The sequence below is a fragment of the Roseibium algicola genome, assembly GCF_001999245.1.
In the GTDB taxonomy this organism is placed as follows: Bacteria; Pseudomonadota; Alphaproteobacteria; order Rhizobiales; family Stappiaceae; genus Roseibium; species Roseibium algicola.
In genome coordinates, this window is sequence record NZ_CP019630.1 from 4,647,996 (window position 1) to 4,665,950 (window position 17,955).

Annotated in this window: 19 protein-coding genes; 10 read left to right on the forward strand and 9 right to left on the reverse strand. The window is 59.8% G+C overall.

Features of this window, described 5'->3' with window-relative positions:
- Positions 1-40: 40 nt before the first annotated feature.
- Positions 41-691 carry a TetR/AcrR family transcriptional regulator gene (locus B0E33_RS21470; protein ID WP_055655398.1) on the reverse strand — a complete coding sequence of 217 codons (651 nt, stop codon included), beginning with the start codon at positions 689-691 and terminating at the stop codon, positions 41-43.
- Between the two features lie 270 nt (positions 692-961).
- Between B0E33_RS21470 and B0E33_RS21475 the strand changes: the two genes are divergently transcribed.
- A complete protein-coding gene (locus B0E33_RS21475; protein ID WP_077293519.1) occupies positions 962-1,402 on the forward strand; it encodes a L,D-transpeptidase in 441 nt (146 codons plus the stop codon).
- A gap of 223 nt (positions 1,403-1,625) precedes the next feature.
- A complete protein-coding gene (locus tag B0E33_RS21480) occupies positions 1,626-2,672 on the forward strand; it encodes a transporter substrate-binding domain-containing protein (protein ID WP_077293521.1) in 1,047 nt (348 codons plus the stop codon).
- A gap of 10 nt (positions 2,673-2,682) precedes the next feature.
- On the opposite strand, the gene B0E33_RS21485 is transcribed toward B0E33_RS21480, so the two are convergent.
- On the reverse strand, positions 2,683-3,582 hold the full coding sequence (locus B0E33_RS21485; protein WP_077292382.1) for a LysR substrate-binding domain-containing protein: 900 nt from the start codon (positions 3,580-3,582) through the stop codon (positions 2,683-2,685).
- A gap of 167 nt (positions 3,583-3,749) precedes the next feature.
- Here B0E33_RS21485 and B0E33_RS21490 point away from each other — a divergent pair, with 167 nt between their 5' ends.
- The 4 genes from B0E33_RS21490 to B0E33_RS21505 all read left to right on the forward strand — a co-directional run bounded on the left by B0E33_RS21490 (position 3,750) and on the right by B0E33_RS21505 (position 7,252).
- Positions 3,750-4,880 carry a TauD/TfdA family dioxygenase gene (locus tag B0E33_RS21490; protein ID WP_023000560.1) on the forward strand — a complete coding sequence of 377 codons (1,131 nt, stop codon included), beginning with the start codon at positions 3,750-3,752 and terminating at the stop codon, positions 4,878-4,880.
- Positions 4,877-5,647: a class II aldolase/adducin family protein gene (locus B0E33_RS21495; RefSeq protein ID WP_077292383.1), complete on the forward strand. Its 771-nt coding sequence runs from the start codon at positions 4,877-4,879 to the stop codon at positions 5,645-5,647. The genes B0E33_RS21490 and B0E33_RS21495 overlap by 4 nt, the downstream gene beginning before the upstream one ends.
- Before the next feature lie 425 nt (positions 5,648-6,072).
- Positions 6,073-6,666 carry a DJ-1/PfpI family protein gene (locus tag B0E33_RS21500; RefSeq protein ID WP_077292384.1) on the forward strand — a complete coding sequence of 198 codons (594 nt, stop codon included), beginning with the start codon at positions 6,073-6,075 and terminating at the stop codon, positions 6,664-6,666.
- 235 nt (positions 6,667-6,901) lie between these two features.
- Positions 6,902-7,252, forward strand: coding sequence for a ribbon-helix-helix domain-containing protein (locus B0E33_RS21505; protein WP_023000563.1), 351 nt, complete (start codon positions 6,902-6,904; stop codon positions 7,250-7,252).
- A 99-nt stretch (positions 7,253-7,351) separates the two neighbouring features.
- On the opposite strand, the gene mdoH is transcribed toward B0E33_RS21505, so the two are convergent.
- The 7 genes from mdoH to gatC form a co-directional block, all read right to left on the reverse strand.
- Positions 7,352-9,106: a glucans biosynthesis glucosyltransferase MdoH gene (gene mdoH / locus B0E33_RS21510; RefSeq protein ID WP_077292385.1), complete on the reverse strand. Its 1,755-nt coding sequence runs from the start codon at positions 9,104-9,106 to the stop codon at positions 7,352-7,354.
- 1 nt (position 9,107) lies between these two features.
- Entirely contained in the window at positions 9,108-9,476 is a 369-nt protein-coding gene (locus B0E33_RS21515) for a hypothetical protein (protein ID WP_077292386.1), read from the reverse strand.
- The gene (locus B0E33_RS21520) at positions 9,473-11,065 is read right to left on the reverse strand and encodes an OpgD/OpgG family glucan biosynthesis protein (RefSeq protein WP_228148032.1); all 1,593 of its coding nucleotides are present in this window, start codon (positions 11,063-11,065) and stop codon (positions 9,473-9,475) included. The genes B0E33_RS21515 and B0E33_RS21520 overlap by 4 nt, the downstream gene beginning before the upstream one ends.
- Before the next feature lie 199 nt (positions 11,066-11,264).
- Positions 11,265-12,374 (reverse strand): NAD(P)/FAD-dependent oxidoreductase, encoded by a 1,110-nt coding sequence (locus B0E33_RS21525; protein WP_077292387.1) that lies wholly within the window; start codon positions 12,372-12,374, stop codon positions 11,265-11,267.
- Between the two features lie 445 nt (positions 12,375-12,819).
- Positions 12,820-14,304, reverse strand: coding sequence for an Asp-tRNA(Asn)/Glu-tRNA(Gln) amidotransferase subunit GatA (gene gatA, locus B0E33_RS21530; protein ID WP_023000568.1), 1,485 nt, complete (start codon positions 14,302-14,304; stop codon positions 12,820-12,822).
- 12 nt (positions 14,305-14,316) lie between these two features.
- Positions 14,317-14,790, reverse strand: coding sequence for a GNAT family N-acetyltransferase (locus B0E33_RS21535; protein ID WP_077292388.1), 474 nt, complete (start codon positions 14,788-14,790; stop codon positions 14,317-14,319).
- A 14-nt stretch (positions 14,791-14,804) separates the two neighbouring features.
- Positions 14,805-15,092, reverse strand: coding sequence for an Asp-tRNA(Asn)/Glu-tRNA(Gln) amidotransferase subunit GatC (gene gatC / locus B0E33_RS21540; protein ID WP_077293523.1), 288 nt, complete (start codon positions 15,090-15,092; stop codon positions 14,805-14,807).
- 156 nt (positions 15,093-15,248) lie between these two features.
- Here gatC and B0E33_RS30980 point away from each other — a divergent pair, with 156 nt between their 5' ends.
- The 4 genes from B0E33_RS30980 (at position 15,249) to B0E33_RS21555 (ending at position 17,868) form a co-directional block, all read left to right on the forward strand.
- Positions 15,249-15,632, forward strand: a complete 384-nt coding sequence (locus B0E33_RS30980; protein ID WP_156912461.1) for a darcynin family protein — start codon at positions 15,249-15,251, stop codon at positions 15,630-15,632.
- Entirely contained in the window at positions 15,625-16,233 is a 609-nt protein-coding gene (locus B0E33_RS21545) for a TetR-like C-terminal domain-containing protein (RefSeq protein WP_167579581.1), read from the forward strand. Before B0E33_RS30980 ends, B0E33_RS21545 begins: the two co-directional genes overlap by 8 nt.
- A gap of 151 nt (positions 16,234-16,384) precedes the next feature.
- Positions 16,385-16,879 (forward strand): YHS domain-containing (seleno)protein, encoded by a 495-nt coding sequence (locus tag B0E33_RS21550; protein WP_031269160.1) that lies wholly within the window; start codon positions 16,385-16,387, stop codon positions 16,877-16,879.
- Between the two features lie 191 nt (positions 16,880-17,070).
- Positions 17,071-17,868, forward strand: a complete 798-nt coding sequence (locus B0E33_RS21555) for a siderophore-interacting protein (RefSeq protein ID WP_206051389.1) — start codon at positions 17,071-17,073, stop codon at positions 17,866-17,868.
- The last annotated feature ends 87 nt before the right edge of the window (positions 17,869-17,955 follow it).

Below are 17,955 nucleotides of genomic sequence, written 5' to 3' on the forward strand. Positions count from 1 at the left end.
GGTTCTGGTGTTTCCCAGTGGTTCCGAAGGTTCGCGGCGATCAGGCCCCGAACAGACGGTAAAAGCGATCGACGGCCACTTCGGCCTGCGATTTCAGATCCTTCTCGGCAGGACCGGCGGTCTCACCCAGAAGGAGGCGGATATGGACGTCCCGAATGGCAAGGCCGTAAAGCACCTGGTAGGCGTCTTCGGATTCGTCGAATTTCAGAAGGCCGTGGCGGCGGCCGCTGTCCAGCATGGCGCGCGCGCGGGCGGAAATCATGTGTTTGCCGCGCACCAGCAGAAGCTGGCCGAGGCGGTTCGAATTGGTGTTGGACTGGCCGATCGACAGCCGGTTCAACGCCAGCGAGGTTTCGGAAAACAGGACACCCAGCAGGGCTTCGACAAAGGCCGTCACATGTGCCCGGAACGTCGCCGCATCGGCGGTGGCGCCAGCCTCGGAAGGAAACTGAACCTGGCTGGCCTGGAAGGCGACAACCGCAGCCAGCAGGCCGTCACGGTCGCCGAACCACTTGTAGAGGCTTTCCTTCGAGCAGCTTGCCGTGCGGGCAAGACCTGCCGTCGTCAGCGCCTTCTCTCCACCTTCGACCAGCAGCGTCAGCGCATGTTGCAACACCACCTGCTGGCGCGGCGAAAATTCGGGCGCTGCATCCGGGCGGGAGGTGGCAATATCGTAAGCGGTCGCTGTCATGTCTCAGGTCGGATCGTTGATTGTCAGTAGGGAACCGTACGGTACGGTTCGGGTGGGGTTATGGCACCGGCGGCTGGGCAGGTCAAGGGTAATTTTGCACCTGTTTGGCGAACGTGCGCATCTGGGCAAGCACTCTGGAACGTGCGCTTCAAAGCGTGATCGGAGTAGACGTTTACGCTTACTTCAAGTTTGGCTTGCGTCTCGAAGAAATTGCGGATTAGATTTTCGTATTCAATTTTGTTGTCTTGTTTTTTCTTGGGTGCCTTTGAGATGTTGACCATCAAAAAACTCATTGCCGGGCCGTTGTTGCTGGCCTTTCTTGTCTTGGCTGCCACCAGCGCAAACGCTGCACCTCGGGTAACCGCAAAGATCGATCTTTCCGAACAGCGGCTTTATTTGTACGTCGACGGGCGTTTGCGAAACAAATGGCCGGTTTCGACGGCACGCAAGGGATATCGCACACCAACGGGAAGCTGGCGCCCGACCCGGCTGGAACGCGACTGGCACTCGCGCAAGTACAACTGGGCACCCATGCCCTATTCGGTCTTCTTTCTCGGCGGATACGCCATACACGGCACCAACGATCTCAAGCGGCTGGGCCGTCCTGCCTCGCACGGATGCATCCGGCTCCATCCCAAGAATGCCGCTCAGCTTTTCAATCTTGTGCGAAAGGTCGGCCGTGCCGACACGAGGATCGTGATCACGCGGTGAGTTGAGGGGGCAATTCATCCGTTGCTACCACCGGCCGTATTCATGAGCAGCCTGTGTGGGCACAGGTTGCATGGTTTTGGCGTGGCGGCTTACCCTTCAGGAACTTTCTGGGTGATTCCCCTTCTGCCAAGCGGAGGCCATCGTGACCGCCTGCTCGAATTTCTGTCGATGCCTGTCAGCTGCCCTTGTGCTCTGCCTGTCGATTTTTCTCGCGCTGCCGGCATTGGGGCAGACGGCGGAGGAGGACGACAATCCACCGCTGCCGGGCTCGCCGGTCAGCGTCGGCCTCTACATCAGCCCTCCTTTTGTCATGGAGGAAGAGCCGGGTGTCTATTCCGGCATGGCGGTGGACCTTTGGGAAGCACTGGCGCAGAAAAACGGAATTCTCTACGAATATCGGCTCTTCCCGACCATCCGGGAGCTGGTGGATGCAGCGGCGGACAAATCCATCGGTATTGCCGTCACCAACCTGACGATCACCCGCAAGCGCGCCGACAGGATCGACTTTACCCAGCCCTGGTTCGATGCGGGCCTGCGCATTCTCGTGCCTGACAGTCAGGGAGCGAGTTTCAGCGAGGTGATAACGGGCCTGCAGGAATCCGGTTATCTGAGAGCCTATGGCTGGCTGGCGCTTGTGATCGTGTTTGCAACAGCTCTGATGACGCTGTTCGACCGGCGTTTCGACAAGAACTTTCCCCGGGGCTGGCCGGAAGGGGTGTCTGAGAGCTTTTATGCGGTCATGTCCGTGGTGACATCCGGCAAGGCACCTTCGCGCAAGAACCTGTTTGGTTGGCCAGGCCGCATCTGGCAGGCGCTCTGGCTGGTCTGCGGCATTGCGGTGATGGCCTATGTGACCTCGTCGGTGACCAGCGTCATGACAACCCTATCGCTCACAAACCAGATCAACAGTCTTGCCGATCTGCCGGGCAAGAGTATCGGCGTCTTCGCCGGCAGCGTGGCCGAGGAGTTCGCAGAAGCATCCGGTTGGTCGCACCGGTCATTTGACGACATCGAAGGTGCCGTCGCTGCTCTGCGCAATGATGAGATTGACGCTGTTGTGGGCGATGCGCCTGTCCTTGAGTATTACGCTCACAGTCACCCGCGGGCGAATGTCGAGGTGATCGGTCCGATCTTCGAACCGGACAAATACGGCTTTGCCCTTGCACACGGCAGTCCGTGGACACGGCCGTTGACGCTGGAATTGCTGACGGCGCATGAGACGGACATGATCGAGCAATTGCGCGTGCGCTACTTCGGCGACGAGCGCTAGGAGCCATTCCCTAGAGCTGTGGCTGCGCGGCAGCCCTCAACCAGTCAACGACAATGGCGGCCGTTTCCCGGTTCCGACTGCGGTGCGACAGCACGGCATGATAGGCGTTGTTTGGCTGCAGCGGCGGCAGACCAGCAGGGACCAGCAGGCCGTTTTGTACGTGGTCACCGGTGATCGAGCGCCAGCCGAGCATGACCCCGTGACCCGACAAGGCCGCCTGGGTGGCCTGGACATAGTTGGAAAACCGGAGGCCTTTGGCCGAACCGGCAGCCTTCTGCCCCGTGCGGGCAAGATACTCCTGCCAGGAAATCCAGCGGCGATCGCTGGTGTCCACATGGATCAGAAAGGCTGACCCCAGGCTGCCGCCATCGGCGCGGATACGCTCGGCAAGGGAAGGGGCGCAGACGGGCTCAACCAGCTCGCGGAACATTTGTTCGACCATGCCGTCGTCCCAGCGGCCGTCCCCATAGCGCATGGCGATATCGGTCCCCTGGCCAAGCCGGGGGACCTCCTGCTGCGTGGTGTGAACGTTCACCGGGATTTCCGGGTGGTCCAGATAAAACGCCTCAAGCCGGGGCATGAGCCAGTAGGTGGCGAAGCCGACGGTGCAGGCAACAGTGACAGAGGCACTGGCGGGATCGGCAAGTGTCTGGATGTCGTTCAGGGCTTCGCTCAGCCGTTCGCGGTTTTCGATCACTGCTTTCAGCAGGATCTCACCAGCGGCAGTGAGGCCGGCCGGCCTTGTGCTGCGATCGATCAGGGCGGTGCCGACGTGCTCTTCCAACTGTCGCAGGGACTGGCTGATCGCCGACATGGATACATTCAATTCGCCCGCCGCCGCCTTGGTGCCTCCCGCGCGTTGAACCGTCTCGAAGACGGTGAGCAGCCTGAGCGGGGGGAAGCGGAGCATTTGTCTGTCCAAGTTAAGTGAATGCTTAAGTTAAGTTTCGATTTTATCACCTTTCCAAATCGCCAGTGCAAGAGCAACTTCACAGAAAGTAACTGGAACGCAGCGCTTTGCAGTGACTTGTGTGAAGTGTCTGCAAGGCTGATGAGCTAAACTTAAGGACGGATCTGATGCTTGGAACTGGTGATGCGGGTGTGTTGCTGCAGGAAAAAGGACTCGATGTGCCGCTGAGCAACGGGCAAACCGCCTATTTCAATTACTACTGGCTGCGCGACAATTGCCCGAGTTCCTTCGACCCGGAAACCCGCGAACGCGTCAACGACATCTTTGCCCTGGACGAAGCGCCAAAAGCAGCCTCCGCCGCCATCGTGGGAGGCGATCTGGAAATCGCCTGGGCCGGCACAAACGACGTCTCCCGGCTGCCGCTGTCCCTGCTCAATGCCTATTCCAATGGCGAAAAGCGCCCCGATATCGCCAACCTTCAAAGAGTGCCCTGGTACGCTGACCACTATCCGAAGATGGCCCGTTTTTCCTATGACGAGGTTACCAACGACACCGCGCGTCGGCGCGACTGGGCCAAGGCGATGCTGACGGATGGTGTCGCGCTCTTGACCGGCTTGCCGGATACGGATGAAGCGCTCACCGACACGGCCGGCCTGATCGGCTATGTGCGTCCGAGCTACTTCGGTCTGACGTTTGAAGTAAAAACCCACATCAAGCCGACCAACCTTGCCTTCACTGCCAAGGCCCTGCCGCTTCACACGGACTTGCCGGACGAGGATCTGGCGCCGGGCGTGCAGTTCCTGCATTGCCGGGCCAATTCGGTCGAGGGTGGCAACAGCATCTTTGTGGACGGGCTGGCTGTCGCGGAAGACTTCCGCAAGGCCTATCCGGAAGACTTCGAACTTCTGATCACCGTGGATGTGCCCTATTTCTGCGAGCATGACACGTTCGACATGCGGTCCCGCCAGCGGGTGATCGAGCTGGACGAGCACGGTAATATTTCGGGTGTCACGATCAGCCAGCATCATGCCGATATCTTCGATATGCCGCAGCATGAACTCGACCGTTACTACCCGGCCTTCTGCCGCTTCGGACGGATGATGCGGGACGACAAATACCTGATGCGGTTCCGTCTGAATGCGGGCGAATGTATTGTCTTCGATAATCACCGCATCGTGCACGGTCGGGCTGCCTATTCGGCAACCAGCGGCAATCGGCACCTGCGTGGCTGCTATACCGACAGGGGCGAGCTGCGCTCCACTTACCGGATCCTGTCCGGGGAAGGACGTTTCAAATGAGTGTCGTTACGGATGTACGCTTCGGGGCTGACCCGGACCGGCAAAGCGAACAGGCCCTGCGGGAAGACCTCGCAGCTGCCTTTCGTCTGGCGGTAAAATTCGGCTGGAGCGAATCCGTCGGCAATCATTTCAGTGCCGCGGTTTCCGAAGATGGTTCGAAATTCCTGATGAACCCCAAATGGCGACATTTCGGGGAAATCAGGGCCAGCGACCTGTTGCTGCTCGATGCCAATGATGACACCGTGATGGCGGGCGAAAATGCCCCGGACCCATCCGCCTGGTGCATCCACGGCACGGTTCACCGGGAAAATCCCAAGGCGCGGGTTCTGTTCCACTGTCACCCGCCCAATGCGACCGCGCTGGCGACGCTACAGGATCCGTCGATGAAACCGATCGACCTGAACACCGCCCGTTTCTTCGGCAAGGTTGCGGTTGATCTCGGCTTCGGCGGCATGGCTGACGAGGCGGAGGAGGGCAGGCGGATTGCCGAAACACTCGGCGATAAGCCGGTTCTTGTAATGGGCAATCACGGGGTGTCGATTTCCGCCGTCACTGTCGCTGAAGCCTTCGAGCATCTCTATTTCTTCGAACGGGCTGCTGAAACGCTATTGAAAGCCTATGGGACCGGTCAGCCGCTGGCTATCATGTCGGACAACCTGGCCGCCAAGACGGCTGCCGAATGGGAGCCCTATGTCGGCATGGGCTATGCCCATTTCGACTATTGGAAGCGTGATCTTGACCGGAGCGAGCCGGATTACCGCGACTGAGTTCCATCGATGCCGACTTGCCTTCGCCTCTCCAATGCGGGGAGGCGAAATGCATTTGGGCAAAGCATGGCAATCCTTCTTGGTGTCGCCCCGGACAAGCGCAGCGCAGATCCGGGGCCTTTTCGCAAGGCACATAGCGGCATCGCGTGAGCTGGAAATCAGATGTCAGTGTGAGCTTCAGCGAGCTTCTGATCATTGATCATCATTCAATCTTGAGCAGGAGCACCTTTGTCGCAAAATAGGTCAGAGATCGGACCGGCGTTCGGCTTCCGCCTCACTTGTCTTGAATGACGGGCGGGCAAATATTCCTGCGAAAAACTCCCAAAACTGCAGAAATCTAAGCTGTAGTAGCGACCTAATACCCGTTCAAACCCGCCGGCTGCTAGCCTTTCTCCATCGCAATTTGCCAAGCTGGAGGACAGAGCATGAGCGCGAAGAAGATCCTGATGATCACGGGCGATTTCACCGAAGATTATGAGACCATGGTGCCGTTTCAGACGTTGCTTGCCATGGGTTACACGGTCGATGCGGTATGCCCCGGCAAGAAGGCCGGCGAGACGGTCGCCACCTGTATCCACGATTTCGAAGGCGACCAGACCTATTCGGAAAAGCGCGGCCATAACTTCACGCTGAACGCGACCTTCGCCGATGTCGACGTTGTCGGTTACGATGCCCTGGTAATCCCGGGTGGACGGGCTCCGGAATATCTGCGTCTTGATGCGGCTGTCATCGATGCCGTGAAGCATTTCATGGACGCGGCCAAGCCCGTTGCCGCAATCTGTCACGGCGCGCAGATCCTGACTGCTGCCAAGGTGATCGAGGGCCGCACCGTCTCGGCTTATCCGGCCTGCCGTCCGGAAGTGGAGCTTGCAGGCGCCACCTATGCCGAGATCGCAATCGACGGCGCCGTGACCGACGGCAACCTTGTTACCGCCCCTGCATGGCCGGCGCATCCGGCATGGCTGTCGCAGTTCCATGCGGTTCTAAGCGGTGCGACCGAGGGTTCCCTGGCTGCCTGAGGCAAACGGTGCGGGCCAACAAATTGCCCGCACCATCATCTCCGTTTGCCTGGTCCGAGAAAAAGCAAGAGTGGTGCCCCGAAGGGGGCGACAAGTCCCGGGCCCGCCACTTACACGCTACCTGACCTCTTTCCCGCACGCGGGAAGCGGACTAGGCTGAGTTCAAATAACGGGCGTTGATATACCGAGACAGCTCCACGATTTCAGCTCGCCAGTCCGTCACGAAGGAAACATCATGTGCAAGCTCTTCATCGAGGCAGATTCCACGCTTTGGGAAAGCACGACAAAGTCGCTGCGCATTGACGGCATGGTGACATCGGTGCGGCTGGAAACCTTCTTCTGGAAGGTTCTGGACGAGATCGCCGGACGGGACGGCATGAATGTGGTGCAACTGATCACCAAGCTTCACCACGAGAGCATCGACGCGGGACATGATCTCGGAAATTTCACGAGCTTCCTGCGCGTTTGCTGCGGCCGGTACCTGGCCTTGCAGCTGTCTGGCGATGTGCCGACCGACAAGCGCCTGCCCATCGCGGGTTTGGATGCGGACGGCATTCTGGAAGCCGAAACCGGCCGTATTCATTGAGACATGCGCTGGAATGAGTGCATGAGCTTTCCCTGGTCATCCCGGTCATGCACCACGCTGCCGGGATGACTGATCATGTGCTGGTGAAACAGCGCCGTGTCAGGCGGCCGCTTTTTGCGAAAGCGCCAGACGCATGTCTTCGGCGACCGCAACCGGGCCTGCCTCGGTCGGGACCTGGAAGAGCCCCAGTTTCTTCGTGACCTTGCCCAGCAGCACCGACGCGGTCATCCAGACCAGGAGCGGAGCGACAACCAGTGGCAGGGCAACAGGCAGCAGCCAGTAGAACATCTCCGGCGCATAGGTGTGCGAGAAGGCGATTGCGCCGGCACCTGCAATGCTCATCCACCAGGTGGCGGAAAACGCCGCGGTGATCGGCAGCGAACCGTCGTCCCGATCGGCTGTCGGCCAGCCGCTGTCAGCGCCCGTCAGCACCTGAAACACCGAGCGGCAGTGGAACATCATGTGGATAGGTGCAAGGATCGAGGTCAGCAGGATTTCAAGGAGAAAGCTGATCAGAAGCCGCACCGGACCGCCGAAGTCCGCCGAGTTGCCGCCAAACAGCGCCCGGGCAACAAGCAGCAGCTTGGGCAGGATCAACAAAGCCACCAGACCGAACAGCAGGGCGAGCGCCGTGGTCGTTTCCGGATGCGGAAAGACCGGGAACGGCGAATGACCGTCGAAGTAGACCGGGGGCGGAGCGACCAGCGGAGCCGCAAGGCTTGCCAGCAGGAAGATGCACCAGATCGGCGAGGCCAGGTAGGCAAAGACGCCTTGCAGGATCGAAATCCTGCTCCAGAAGCGGAAGCGTGGGGCCGCCAGAATGCGGCTGTGCTGCAGATTGCCCTGGCACCAGCGCCGGTCACGCTTGGCGTAGTCGACCATGTTGGCGGGGGCTTCCTCGTAGGAGCCCGTCAGGTCCGGGTCGAGACGTACCTTCCAGCCGTCGCGCGCCAGGAGCGCAGCTTCAACGGTATCATGGCTGAGGATATGGCCACCAAAGGGCGGTTTGCCGGTAAGCGGAGCCATGCCGCAGGCAGCTGCAAATGCGCGGGTGCGGATCAGCGCATTGTGTCCCCAGAAGGTGCCTTCCTCGCCCTGAACGGCGGCAAGGCCGCGCGCGAAGTAAGGCCCGTAGAGACCGGTCGCGAACTGCAGGAGGCGTCCGAACAGGGTGGAAAGCCCGATGATCTGCGGCAGCGACTGCAGCAGCCCCAGGCGCGGATCGGCTTCCATGCGCCGGACCATTTCCAGGATGGTCTTGCCATCCATCAGGCTGTCGGCATCAAGCACCAGCATGTAGTCGTAGGCACCGCCTGATGTGGTCAGGAAGTCGGCAATGTTGCCTGCCTTGCGGCCAATGTTCTGTTCGCGCCGCCGATAGAACAGGCGTCCGCCGGCGTTCTGGCGAACAAGCAGTCGCTCATAGGCACGCTGTTCTTCCTCGCCGACATCCGACTTGGTGGTGTCGGACAGGACGAAGAAATCGAATCGGTCCGCCGCGGGCAGGGCGGCAACCGATTTCATGATGGCTTCCAGGCGAGCGAACACCGGACCGGTTGCTTCGTTGTAGATCGGCAGCAGAACGGCGGTGCGACCTTCGGGCAGAGCTTCTGCCGTTGCCCTTTCCTCAGGCGGAAACAGGATGCCGAAGAGTGCGATACATCCGCCCCAGGCCAGCCAGAAGCTTGCTACCGCCATCAGCGCGATGCGGACGATGTCCAGCCAGTCGAAACCGTCCGACTGGACAACAATGGCAAACATGTACGAAGCGCCCGTGGTCAGGCACAGGGCGATCACTGCCATGGCCAGCCGCCGGAAGGCCGTCGACCAGGCTTCGGAGCTGGCCTTCTTCATGTCAGCGGTCCTTGGCTGGAACCGGAACGCGCTTCAACTGCGGAGCAAGTGGCTGCACAGCCCGTTGCCACAGGGCGACAAGCGGGGCAAAGCGCACGGCCAGTGGCGGGTTGAGGTCGTGATGGGGCATTTCCAGCCCGTGACGGGGTGCAGGCACCGGCAATGTCCTGATGAAGGCTGCCCGGTCTTGCGGCGTGCAGGCACAATGGTCGATACCACGGCGCGTGGCGGCGGAACCGGACAGAACGGACAAGAGGACGTCGTCGCCAAGGTCAGGCCGCTTCAGGACAGTCCTGATTTCTTCAAGCAGCTTACTGTCGGCAAAAAGGGTCGGACTGGTCGTCTGATCGATACTAACATGCGATGTCATCTGTTCCCACTCCACTGATACATCCAGGTTTCCGTTACATCGGTCCCGTCGAGTTGCAGGGCGAGAATGAACTCGACCGGTATTTCCTCGTCGTCCCGTGCGATATCGAGCACGGCACGCCAGCTGCCGCTTTCCAGCCGCTGGACGAACTGATGCTCCACCTTGCCGTTCTGCAGGGTCAGTCTCGGTGTCAGAGGAGCTTCCGCCCCCATGTCACCCAGATTTCCGCCGGCAAATTCCACGACGAACTTGCGCAGTTTCGGGTCCGGATCTGAGGCAGCCGCGCCACCATGCCCTGTGCTGGTCGCGATTACCTGTGCCAGCTCGGTTCCCGGTTCCGGTTCACGGCCCCAGATCATCCGATAGGCAAAGCGATGTTCGGAGCCTGCCTTGGCGCCGTTTTCCGGCACCCAGCAAGCAACGAGGTTGTCGTAGATCTCTTTTTCGGCCGGGATTTCCGCCAGCATGACCTGGCCGTTGCCCCAGTCGTTGATCGGCTCGATCCACAGCGACGGACGGCGCTGATACTTGGCTTCCGTGTCCTGGTAATGATCGAAATTCCGGTCGCGCTGCAACAGGCCAAAGCCTGCCGGGTTCTCCTCGTTGAAGAAGGACAGAGCAAGCTTTTCCGGATTGCGGGCCGGCCGCCACAGACGCTGGCCATTCTGGCGCAGGATCAAGAGACCGTCATTGTCATGAACTTCCGGGCGATAGTCGTCGAAGTTGGTGCGGTCGTTCTCGCCGAACAGATACATCGAAGTCAGTGGCGCAATTCCGAGGCGTTCGACATCGTCGCGCAGGAAAATGTGCGCATCCACTTCCACAACCGTGTTGATGCCCGGCTTGATCGTGAACTGGTAGGCACCGGCAACGCGCTCGCTCTCCAGTTCGGCATAGAGCCGCATTTCGGCAGCGCCGTCCGTCGGCCGCTCCAGATAGAACTTCGTGAAACGTGGAAACTCTTCCGGTCCGGCGATGGCCGTATCGATCGCAAGTCCGCGTGCGGACAGGCCGTAGACGTTGCCCTTGCCGAGCGCACGGAAATAGCTTGCCCCCAGGAACACCACCAACTCGTCGAAATATTCCGGAGTGTTCAGCGGATGGTGCAGGCGGAAGCCGGCGATGCCCGGCAGATCCACATCCTTGAATTTTTCCGGATCCAGCGGCTCGCGATATTCAAAATCCGCGCCGGTGAAGTGCAGTTCGCTGATATTGCCGTCGACGATCTCATAAAGTTCCACCGGCTCCTTGTAGAGCCAGCCCGGGTGGAACGCCTGAAGCTGATAGTTGCTGCCGGTGTCCTTCCAGACGGACTTTTCGGGATTGAACCGGATTGCACGATGCTGGTCATAATCGAGATTGGCGAGGATTTCGGGAAGAGCCGGTACATCGGGCGCAAATGCGTTCCCGGCCTTTTCTTTCATGCGCTCGACGAGCGCGGAAAAGTTAAACTCTTCGCCTGCCGCAAAGGCTCCGCCTGTTTGTGCAGGTGCGGTATTCTCTGCTGCGAGTGCAGTGCGGATGTCCGCGCCTGCCAGAGCACCGGCCGCCAGGGCCGTTGCCGATAAAAACGTGCGCCGATTGATCACGACGATTGGCCACCTTGTTGAAATTAAAGTGTTCTTTTTGGTTCACTTTTGAATGAGCACGCGCACTGCAGCAATTTTATGGAGAAAACCGGTCCAAAAAATGGCATTCCTGTGCAATGCAACATCGTACGCTTGTTCGTTCGACTTTCAAACGTCCAAACAGCCGGTTGGTTTCATATTTTTTTGAAAAAAGTTCCGCTCAGAGACCGATTGTAACCAGCTGGGAAACGTAACTTCCGATTGCTATTGCCGATGTGAGGCCGGGGGATTCGATTCCGTAGAGCGTGACCAGGCCCGCAAGGCCATGATCTGACGGCCCGTCAATTCGGAAATCGGCCGCGGGTTCACCCGGACCGGCGATCTTGGGCCGGATGCCGGAATAGTCTGGCAAAAGTGCATCGTCCGGCAGGCCGGGCCAGTAGCTGCGGATGGCGGCATAGAACCTGTCGCCCCGGGCGGGATCCACCTTGTAGTCGGCAGCCTCCACCCATTCGACATCCGGACCGAAGCGTGCCTGGTGCTGCAGGTCGAGTGTCAGGTGAACACCGAGCCCGCCGGGTTCCGGCACGGGGTAGATGAGCTTGGAAAAAGGGGCCTTGCCCTGAAGCTTGAAATAACTGCCTTTTGCGAGGTAGGCGGCCGGTGGCTTGGCACCCTCAAGCCCGGCAGCCAGGGCAGGTGCGCCGTGGCCTGCGGACAGGATCAACTCCTTGCAGGTGAGGGCATAGGTTTCCGTTCCCTCCGTTTCCGCATGCACCCGGTAACCGCCATCAGCCAGGCGCTCGAGGCGCGCAACTCTCGTGTTCAGCACAACCTGACCGCCGTTAGCCTCGAGCTCTCCCTGTAGAGCCAGCATGAAACCGTGACTGTCGACGATGCCTGTGGAGGGGGAATGCAGTGCGCCGGTGCAGGCAAGCTCCGGTTCGGCTTTGTTCAGGCTGTCCTGGTCCAGGAATACGAGATCTGTAACGCCGTTTTCCGCCGCTTTGCGGCGGATTGACTGCAGTTGCTCCAATTGATCGTTATTGGACGCAACGATCAGTTTTCCAATCTGCTCGAAACCGACGCCATTCTCGGCACAAAACCGGTAAAGCCGTTCTTTGCCCTCCACACAAAACCGAGCCTTCAGGCTGCCCGTGGGATAGTAGATGCCCGCGTGGATGACTTCCGAATTGCGGGCGCTGGTTTCCGATCCGATCAGGCCGTGCTGTTCCAGCACCATGACCTCGCGGCCGGTCAGCGCCAGTTCACGCGCAATCGCAAGTCCAACGGCACCGGCACCGATAACGAGGGTTTCAATGTCATGCATGGTGTCGCCGGCAATCCTGGTTGCGCGTTCTTTTCCTTGTCAGCCCGTCATGCCACGGCTTGCTCCAGACGTCGATGCTGGAATTGCGGATGGACACACGGGCCTGGAAGTCAAATCAACGAACTTCGCTCTGCCTTGGATTGAAACCCATAATCCACGCTCCGTTATTGCCAGGCTCGACCCGGCAATCCATCCGGTTCGTATGAGGAGCCGCAAGCATCAGCGAATAACGATGAAAGGGCGCGGCTTCAATGCCACGTCTGAGCCATGGCATGACGGTGGAGGGATGTTTGCTCCAACCCAGTTCACGCCAGGAACATGCTCTGACGCGGACTGCCGGCTCAAAGCGACGGCAATGTTATGGTCAGGCTGTGACGGACCGGAGAAAATCGGGTGTGCAGCCCCGGGCCGATGAACGGTCCGGGGCGCATATCAACAAACGGGATCAGCTCCACCAGGCTTCCGGTGAGAACGAGCCGGCGGCATCTTCGATGACCTGACCGACCTGGAACAGGGTGCTTTCCTCAAAGGGTTTGCCGATCAGCTGAAGACCGAGCGGCAGGCCATTGTTGTCGAGGCCGGCCGGGACGGAAATGCCCGGAAGACCGGCCATGTTGACGGTCACGGTGAAGATGTCGTTGAGGTACATTTTCACCGGGTCGGAATGAAGGTCCTGGTCGGCAACGCCGAAGGCTGCCGAAGGGGTTGCCGGGGTCAGGATCGCGTCGACGCCGTTTTCCCAGGCCAGGTCGAAGTCGCGCTTGATGAGGGTGCGAACCTTCTGGGCCTTCAGGTAGTAGGCATCGTAGTAACCGGCGGACAGCACATAGGTGCCGATCAGGATACGGCGCTTGACCTCTTCCCCGAAGCCCGCTGCACGGGTGTTCTCGTACATCTCGACGATATCCTTGCCCGGAACGCGCAAGCCGTAGCGCACACCGTCGTAACGGGCGAGGTTCGAGGAAGCTTCTGCCGGTGCCACGATGTAGTAGGCCGGCAGGGCGTATTTGGTGTGCGGCATTGCAATGTCGACGATTTCCGCACCGGCGTCCTTCAGCCAGTCGATTCCCTTCTGCCAGAGCGCTTCGATGTCGGCAGGCATGCCGTCCAGACGATATTCCGCCGGAATGCCGATCTTGAGGCCCTTCACGGATTTGCCGATGGCCGCTTCATAGTCCGGCACAGGCAGATCGACCGAGGTGGTGTCCTTGGCGTCGACGGAGGCCATGGATTTCAGCATGATCGCGCTGTCCCGAACGGTGTGAGCAATCGGGCCGGCCTGGTCGAGCGAGGAAGCAAAGGCAACAACGCCCCAGCGGGAACAACGGCCATAGGTCGGCTTGATGCCGACAGTGCCGGTGAACGCGGCCGGCTGACGGATGGAGCCGCCGGTGTCGGTTGCGGTGGCACCCATGCACATGCGGGCGGCAACGGCGGCGGCAGAACCACCGGAAGACCCGCCGGGGACGAGATCCTGGTTCGAGTTCTTCTTCCGCCACGGGTTGATCACCGGACCGTAATAAGAGGTCTCGTTGGAGGAGCCCATTGCGAACTCGTCCATGTTCAGCTTGCCGAGCATGACCGCGCCGTCGGCCCACAGGTTGGACGTAACAGTGGATTCATAAGCGGGTTTGAAGCCGTCCAGAATGTGGCTGCAGGCCTGGGTGTGTACGCCCTGGGTGGCGAAAAGGTCCTTGATGCCAAGCGGGATGCCTTCCAGCGCACCGCCTTCGCCTTTGGCAAGCTTGGCGTCGGATGCCTTTGCCATGTCGCGCGCCTTGTCGGTGGTCACGGTGACATAGGCATTCAGCTTTTCATTGGCGGCTTCGATGTTCTTGATGAAGGCATCGGTCAGTTCCAGGGACGTGTAGTCCTTGTTTTTCAGGCCTTCGCGGGCCTCGGCAATGGTCAGTTTGGTCAGATCGGTCATGGATTTGAACTCTCAGGCGGCCACAAGCGGCCGGGAATAGAAGATGGAATAGGGACTGTCGGGATAATCGAGCACCGGTCCGCAGCGGCTGAAGCCGGCTCGTTCATAGATGCGCCAGGCTGCCGGGTGTTTGTCGCCGGTTTCCAGAACGAGCATGGAAATGCCCTCCCGGGTTGCCAGCTCAATGATCCGGTCCAGAATGCTGCTTCCCAGGCCGAGGCCCTGATAGGCCGGTCTGGTGTACATGCGCTTGACCTCGGCAATGCCGTCGGCGTGCCGGTGTAGGGCACCGCAGGCAGCTGCCTTGCCGTCAATCCGTGCAACGAAGACAGTCGTTGCCTCGCCGGACATCTCTTCAGCCGTCATGTGGTAGCAGGCCTCGGGCGGGCTAAGTGTCAGCAGCAGGTCGTTCAGCTCGGCAATCATCTCGCCCATGTCGGCAGACAGGGGCGTTTCGACGGCAATAGCTGGAACGGGTGCGATCATCCGGCTTCGTCCGCTTATTCGACGACTTTCGGCACCATGAAGAAATGATCTTCGGAGGCCGGTGCGTTCAGGGTGATGTCGGCAGACTTGTTGCCGTCGGTTACGCCGTCAGCGCGCTTTTTCATGGTCTGTTCAACAACGGACGTCAGCGGCTCGACGCCGGAAATATCGACTTCGTCCAGTTGCTCGACAAAGCCGAGAATGGCGTTCAGTTCGCCAGTCATGCGGGTCGCGTCTTCTTCGCTCACCTTGATGCGCGCCAGCCGGGCAACGCGTTTCACCGTATCGGTATCAACAGACATGTGTTCCTCGTCGTTACTGGTGCCTGAAGCGGAAATCCGCTCATGGCTTGCGCTCTTCTTGCGGCGGCCGCGCGGGGAAGGCAAGAGCGCAGGCTTGCCTTGCGGGAGAAATCGGAATAAATCGGTACCATTGGGAACCGAAATAGGGATTTGCACGTGATCCAGTCTTGCGAAAAGATCCTGCCATTGCCGATGGCGGCCATCGTCTATCTGGCTTTCGAACCAGCCTGGCTGGCGCTCAGCCGCCAGGAAAGAGGCGAGATTGCCGGCCAGATCGGCACAATCCTGGCGCGTCATCCAGAGGTTGCCTTCGAGTGGTTCGACGCCGATGCCCTGGCAGGCGGGTTTTCGGATTTCGCGATCTGCCGGTTTTCCGACATGCGCGCCTATCATCACTTGTGGGAGGAACTGCGCGACACGGTGATCTTCTCAAAACCCTATGCGCGGATCGTCAACGTGACGACCGGCATCGAGAATGGCTTTCAGGACTACGAGGCAAATCTTCAAAGTGCTGCGGTTGAGGAGGCTGGAGATGCCTGAGGAAGGCATTGCCGGCCGGCCGCGGGAGGGCCGGGTCAGCAAGGCGCTTCTGGAGGCCACGCTGATTGAGCTTGCCGAAAACGGCTATGAAAAGACGACGATTGCCGCCATTGCGGCGCGAGCGCGCACCAGCAAGCAGGCGGTCTACCGGCGCTATGCGGACAAGGGGGCGCTGATTGCGGCGTCTGTCGAAGCAGCTCTTGCCAGCGTGAACCCGGCACCGCCTCAGCGGGGTAGTGTTGCGGAGGATCTGCGGCAATGTCTGTCGAACACCGTTGCGGCCTTGCAGGATACCGCGTTGGGCGCGGCGGTTCGGGCACTGGTTCCCTGTCGAAGCAGACCGGACCTTGCTGGCGTCCTCGATGAGGCGGAGGCTGCCAGACGTCTGGTCCTGCGGCAGATCTTCATCGCGACCCCGTTCGAAGCTGACATGGAAGCGCGGATCGACCTGCTTCTCGGCCTCATCTATTTTCGCCTGCTGATCCGCAATATCAGGATCGAGACGAGGGACATAGAAACGGCCATCTATCTGGTGCTGGGGCTGGTGGCACCGCGCCAACCTGTATCACGCCCGGATCTGCCGGGCCTCCCCGGATTGTGAAGTCAGCCGCCATCACAATTTTCTCGCCCGCCGTTAGCGGCTCTGTGATCAAGGGTGATTGGCCAAATTCTGCGGCAGAAGACATGTTTTTTTCCGCGTGGAGCGTTAGGCTTCACCTGAACACGCCATTCACACCCCAATGGAGACGCACATGCCGCTCTATACGTCCAAATCCGTTCTGCTGGGACTGACCGCGCTCTTCTCCGCTGCTGCCTTTACCGCTTCCGCTGATGAGATCACCACTTTCACCAAAGGCGGGGCTGCAATCGGCGGCACCGATCCGGTTGCCTATTTCACGGACGGCAAGCCTGTTGCCGGCTCCGATGAATTCACCGCAGAGTACGACGATGTGACCTGGAAGTTCTCGTCCGCGGAAAACCGTGACAAGTTTGTTGCCGACCCGGCGAAATATGCCCCTCAATACGGCGGCTTTTGTGCCTTCGGTGCCGCCATGGGTTTCAAGGTACCGGTGGTGCCGGAGGCCTGGTCGATTGTCGACGGCAAGCTTTACCTGAACAACTCCCTGAAGGTGCAGGAGCGGTTCGAAGAAGATGTGCCGGGATACATCCGCAAGGCGACCCTCAATTGGGACATCATCAAGGAGAAGAACCCGGGTGATCTGAAAGAGCCGATCATCCGCGACTGATCTGCCGGGTGTTTTTCTGGCCTGTGCCCGTCAATCGGCGGGCTCAGGCTTTTTTCCGGAATAACATGAACCGCGCACGCGCAGGTCTCTTCTGCAAGGTGCCGTTACACTTTTCCGAAAGGCAGATCTTTAAATCGGCTATCGTCGATGTTAAATCTTGAGATTATAACTCAAGATTTATGAGGTCCTCCTTGGCCACTCCTGCGAAACGCCAGCCCAGATTTCTAACCGTCAAGTCGACGCACTACCTCAGTCCAAATCTTATCCGTGTCACCTTTGCCGGCCCGGAGTTGCAGGGTTTTCCCGAAGGGCACGAGGGCGCGAACTGCAAGTTGTTGTTGCCGCGCGACGGCGAAAGCCGCGAGGCCTTTGAAGCGCATTATGCGCCGGACGGGCCTTCCGAACGCGTCCATCCGGTTCGCACCTATACCGTCCGTTCTTTCCGCCGAGATACGCTGGAACTCGATATCGACTTTGTTGCTCACGGCGACGAAGGGCCTGCAACGCGCTGGGCACAGCGGGCGGCAGAGGGCGATTTCTTGGGCTTTCTCGGCCCAAGCCAGCCGAAAATCACCGAGTTTCATGCCGACTGGTATTTGCTGGCCGCAGACCTTTCGGCAATGCCGGTGGTCGAAGCGACGCTGGAGGCTATGCCGCGCGAGGCAAGGGGTCTTGTCCTGTTCGAAGTTCCGTCAGAAGCCGACAAGCGCGAGATTGCAGCACCAGAAGGCGTGGAAATCAGATGGCTGGTACAGGAAAACCCGCATCTGCCTTCAACCGCGCAGGTTGACCTCGTAAAATCTCTGGAATGGCCTGCGGGAACAATCCAGACCTGCATTGCAGGTGAAAGCTCCGTCATTCGGGCCCTTCGGGATCATCTTCACAACGAACGGAAAGTGCCGAAGGCGGACACCTACATTTCCGGCTACTGGAAAATCGGACTTGTCGAGGACGAGCATCAGCAGCTCAAACGGGCGGAAGCCGCCTGAGGCCTCATGCTGGAACATCGCACTTCTCGCCGGTTGGGCTCGCTCCAACCGGGTGGATGCAGAACGCCGGTCTGACCGTGTGGTCGA

What these genes read in the sequence shown, in the direction of transcription:
- B0E33_RS21470 (WP_055655398.1), bottom strand. Translation starts at nt 691, where the DNA reads ATGACAGCGACCGCTTACGATATTGCCACCTCCCGCCCGGATGCAGCG.
- B0E33_RS21475 (WP_077293519.1), top strand. Translation starts at nt 962, where the DNA reads ATGTTGACCATCAAAAAACTCATTGCCGGGCCGTTGTTGCTGGCCTTT.
- B0E33_RS21485 (WP_077292382.1), bottom strand. Translation starts at nt 3,582, where the DNA reads ATGCTCCGCTTCCCCCCGCTCAGGCTGCTCACCGTCTTCGAGACGGTT.
- B0E33_RS21490 (WP_023000560.1), top strand. Translation starts at nt 3,750, where the DNA reads ATGCTTGGAACTGGTGATGCGGGTGTGTTGCTGCAGGAAAAAGGACTC.
- B0E33_RS21495 (WP_077292383.1), top strand. Translation starts at nt 4,877, where the DNA reads ATGAGTGTCGTTACGGATGTACGCTTCGGGGCTGACCCGGACCGGCAA.
- B0E33_RS21500 (WP_077292384.1), top strand. Translation starts at nt 6,073, where the DNA reads ATGAGCGCGAAGAAGATCCTGATGATCACGGGCGATTTCACCGAAGAT.
- B0E33_RS21505 (WP_023000563.1), top strand. Translation starts at nt 6,902, where the DNA reads ATGTGCAAGCTCTTCATCGAGGCAGATTCCACGCTTTGGGAAAGCACG.
- mdoH (WP_077292385.1), bottom strand. Translation starts at nt 9,106, where the DNA reads ATGAAGAAGGCCAGCTCCGAAGCCTGGTCGACGGCCTTCCGGCGGCTG.
- B0E33_RS21515 (WP_077292386.1), bottom strand. Translation starts at nt 9,476, where the DNA reads ATGACATCGCATGTTAGTATCGATCAGACGACCAGTCCGACCCTTTTT.
- B0E33_RS21525 (WP_077292387.1), bottom strand. Translation starts at nt 12,374, where the DNA reads ATGCATGACATTGAAACCCTCGTTATCGGTGCCGGTGCCGTTGGACTT.
- gatA (WP_023000568.1), bottom strand. Translation starts at nt 14,304, where the DNA reads ATGACCGATCTGACCAAACTGACCATTGCCGAGGCCCGCGAAGGCCTG.
- B0E33_RS21535 (WP_077292388.1), bottom strand. Translation starts at nt 14,790, where the DNA reads ATGATCGCACCCGTTCCAGCTATTGCCGTCGAAACGCCCCTGTCTGCC.
- gatC (WP_077293523.1), bottom strand. Translation starts at nt 15,092, where the DNA reads ATGTCTGTTGATACCGATACGGTGAAACGCGTTGCCCGGCTGGCGCGC.
- B0E33_RS21545 (WP_167579581.1), top strand. Translation starts at nt 15,625, where the DNA reads ATGCCTGAGGAAGGCATTGCCGGCCGGCCGCGGGAGGGCCGGGTCAGC.
- B0E33_RS21550 (WP_031269160.1), top strand. Translation starts at nt 16,385, where the DNA reads ATGCCGCTCTATACGTCCAAATCCGTTCTGCTGGGACTGACCGCGCTC.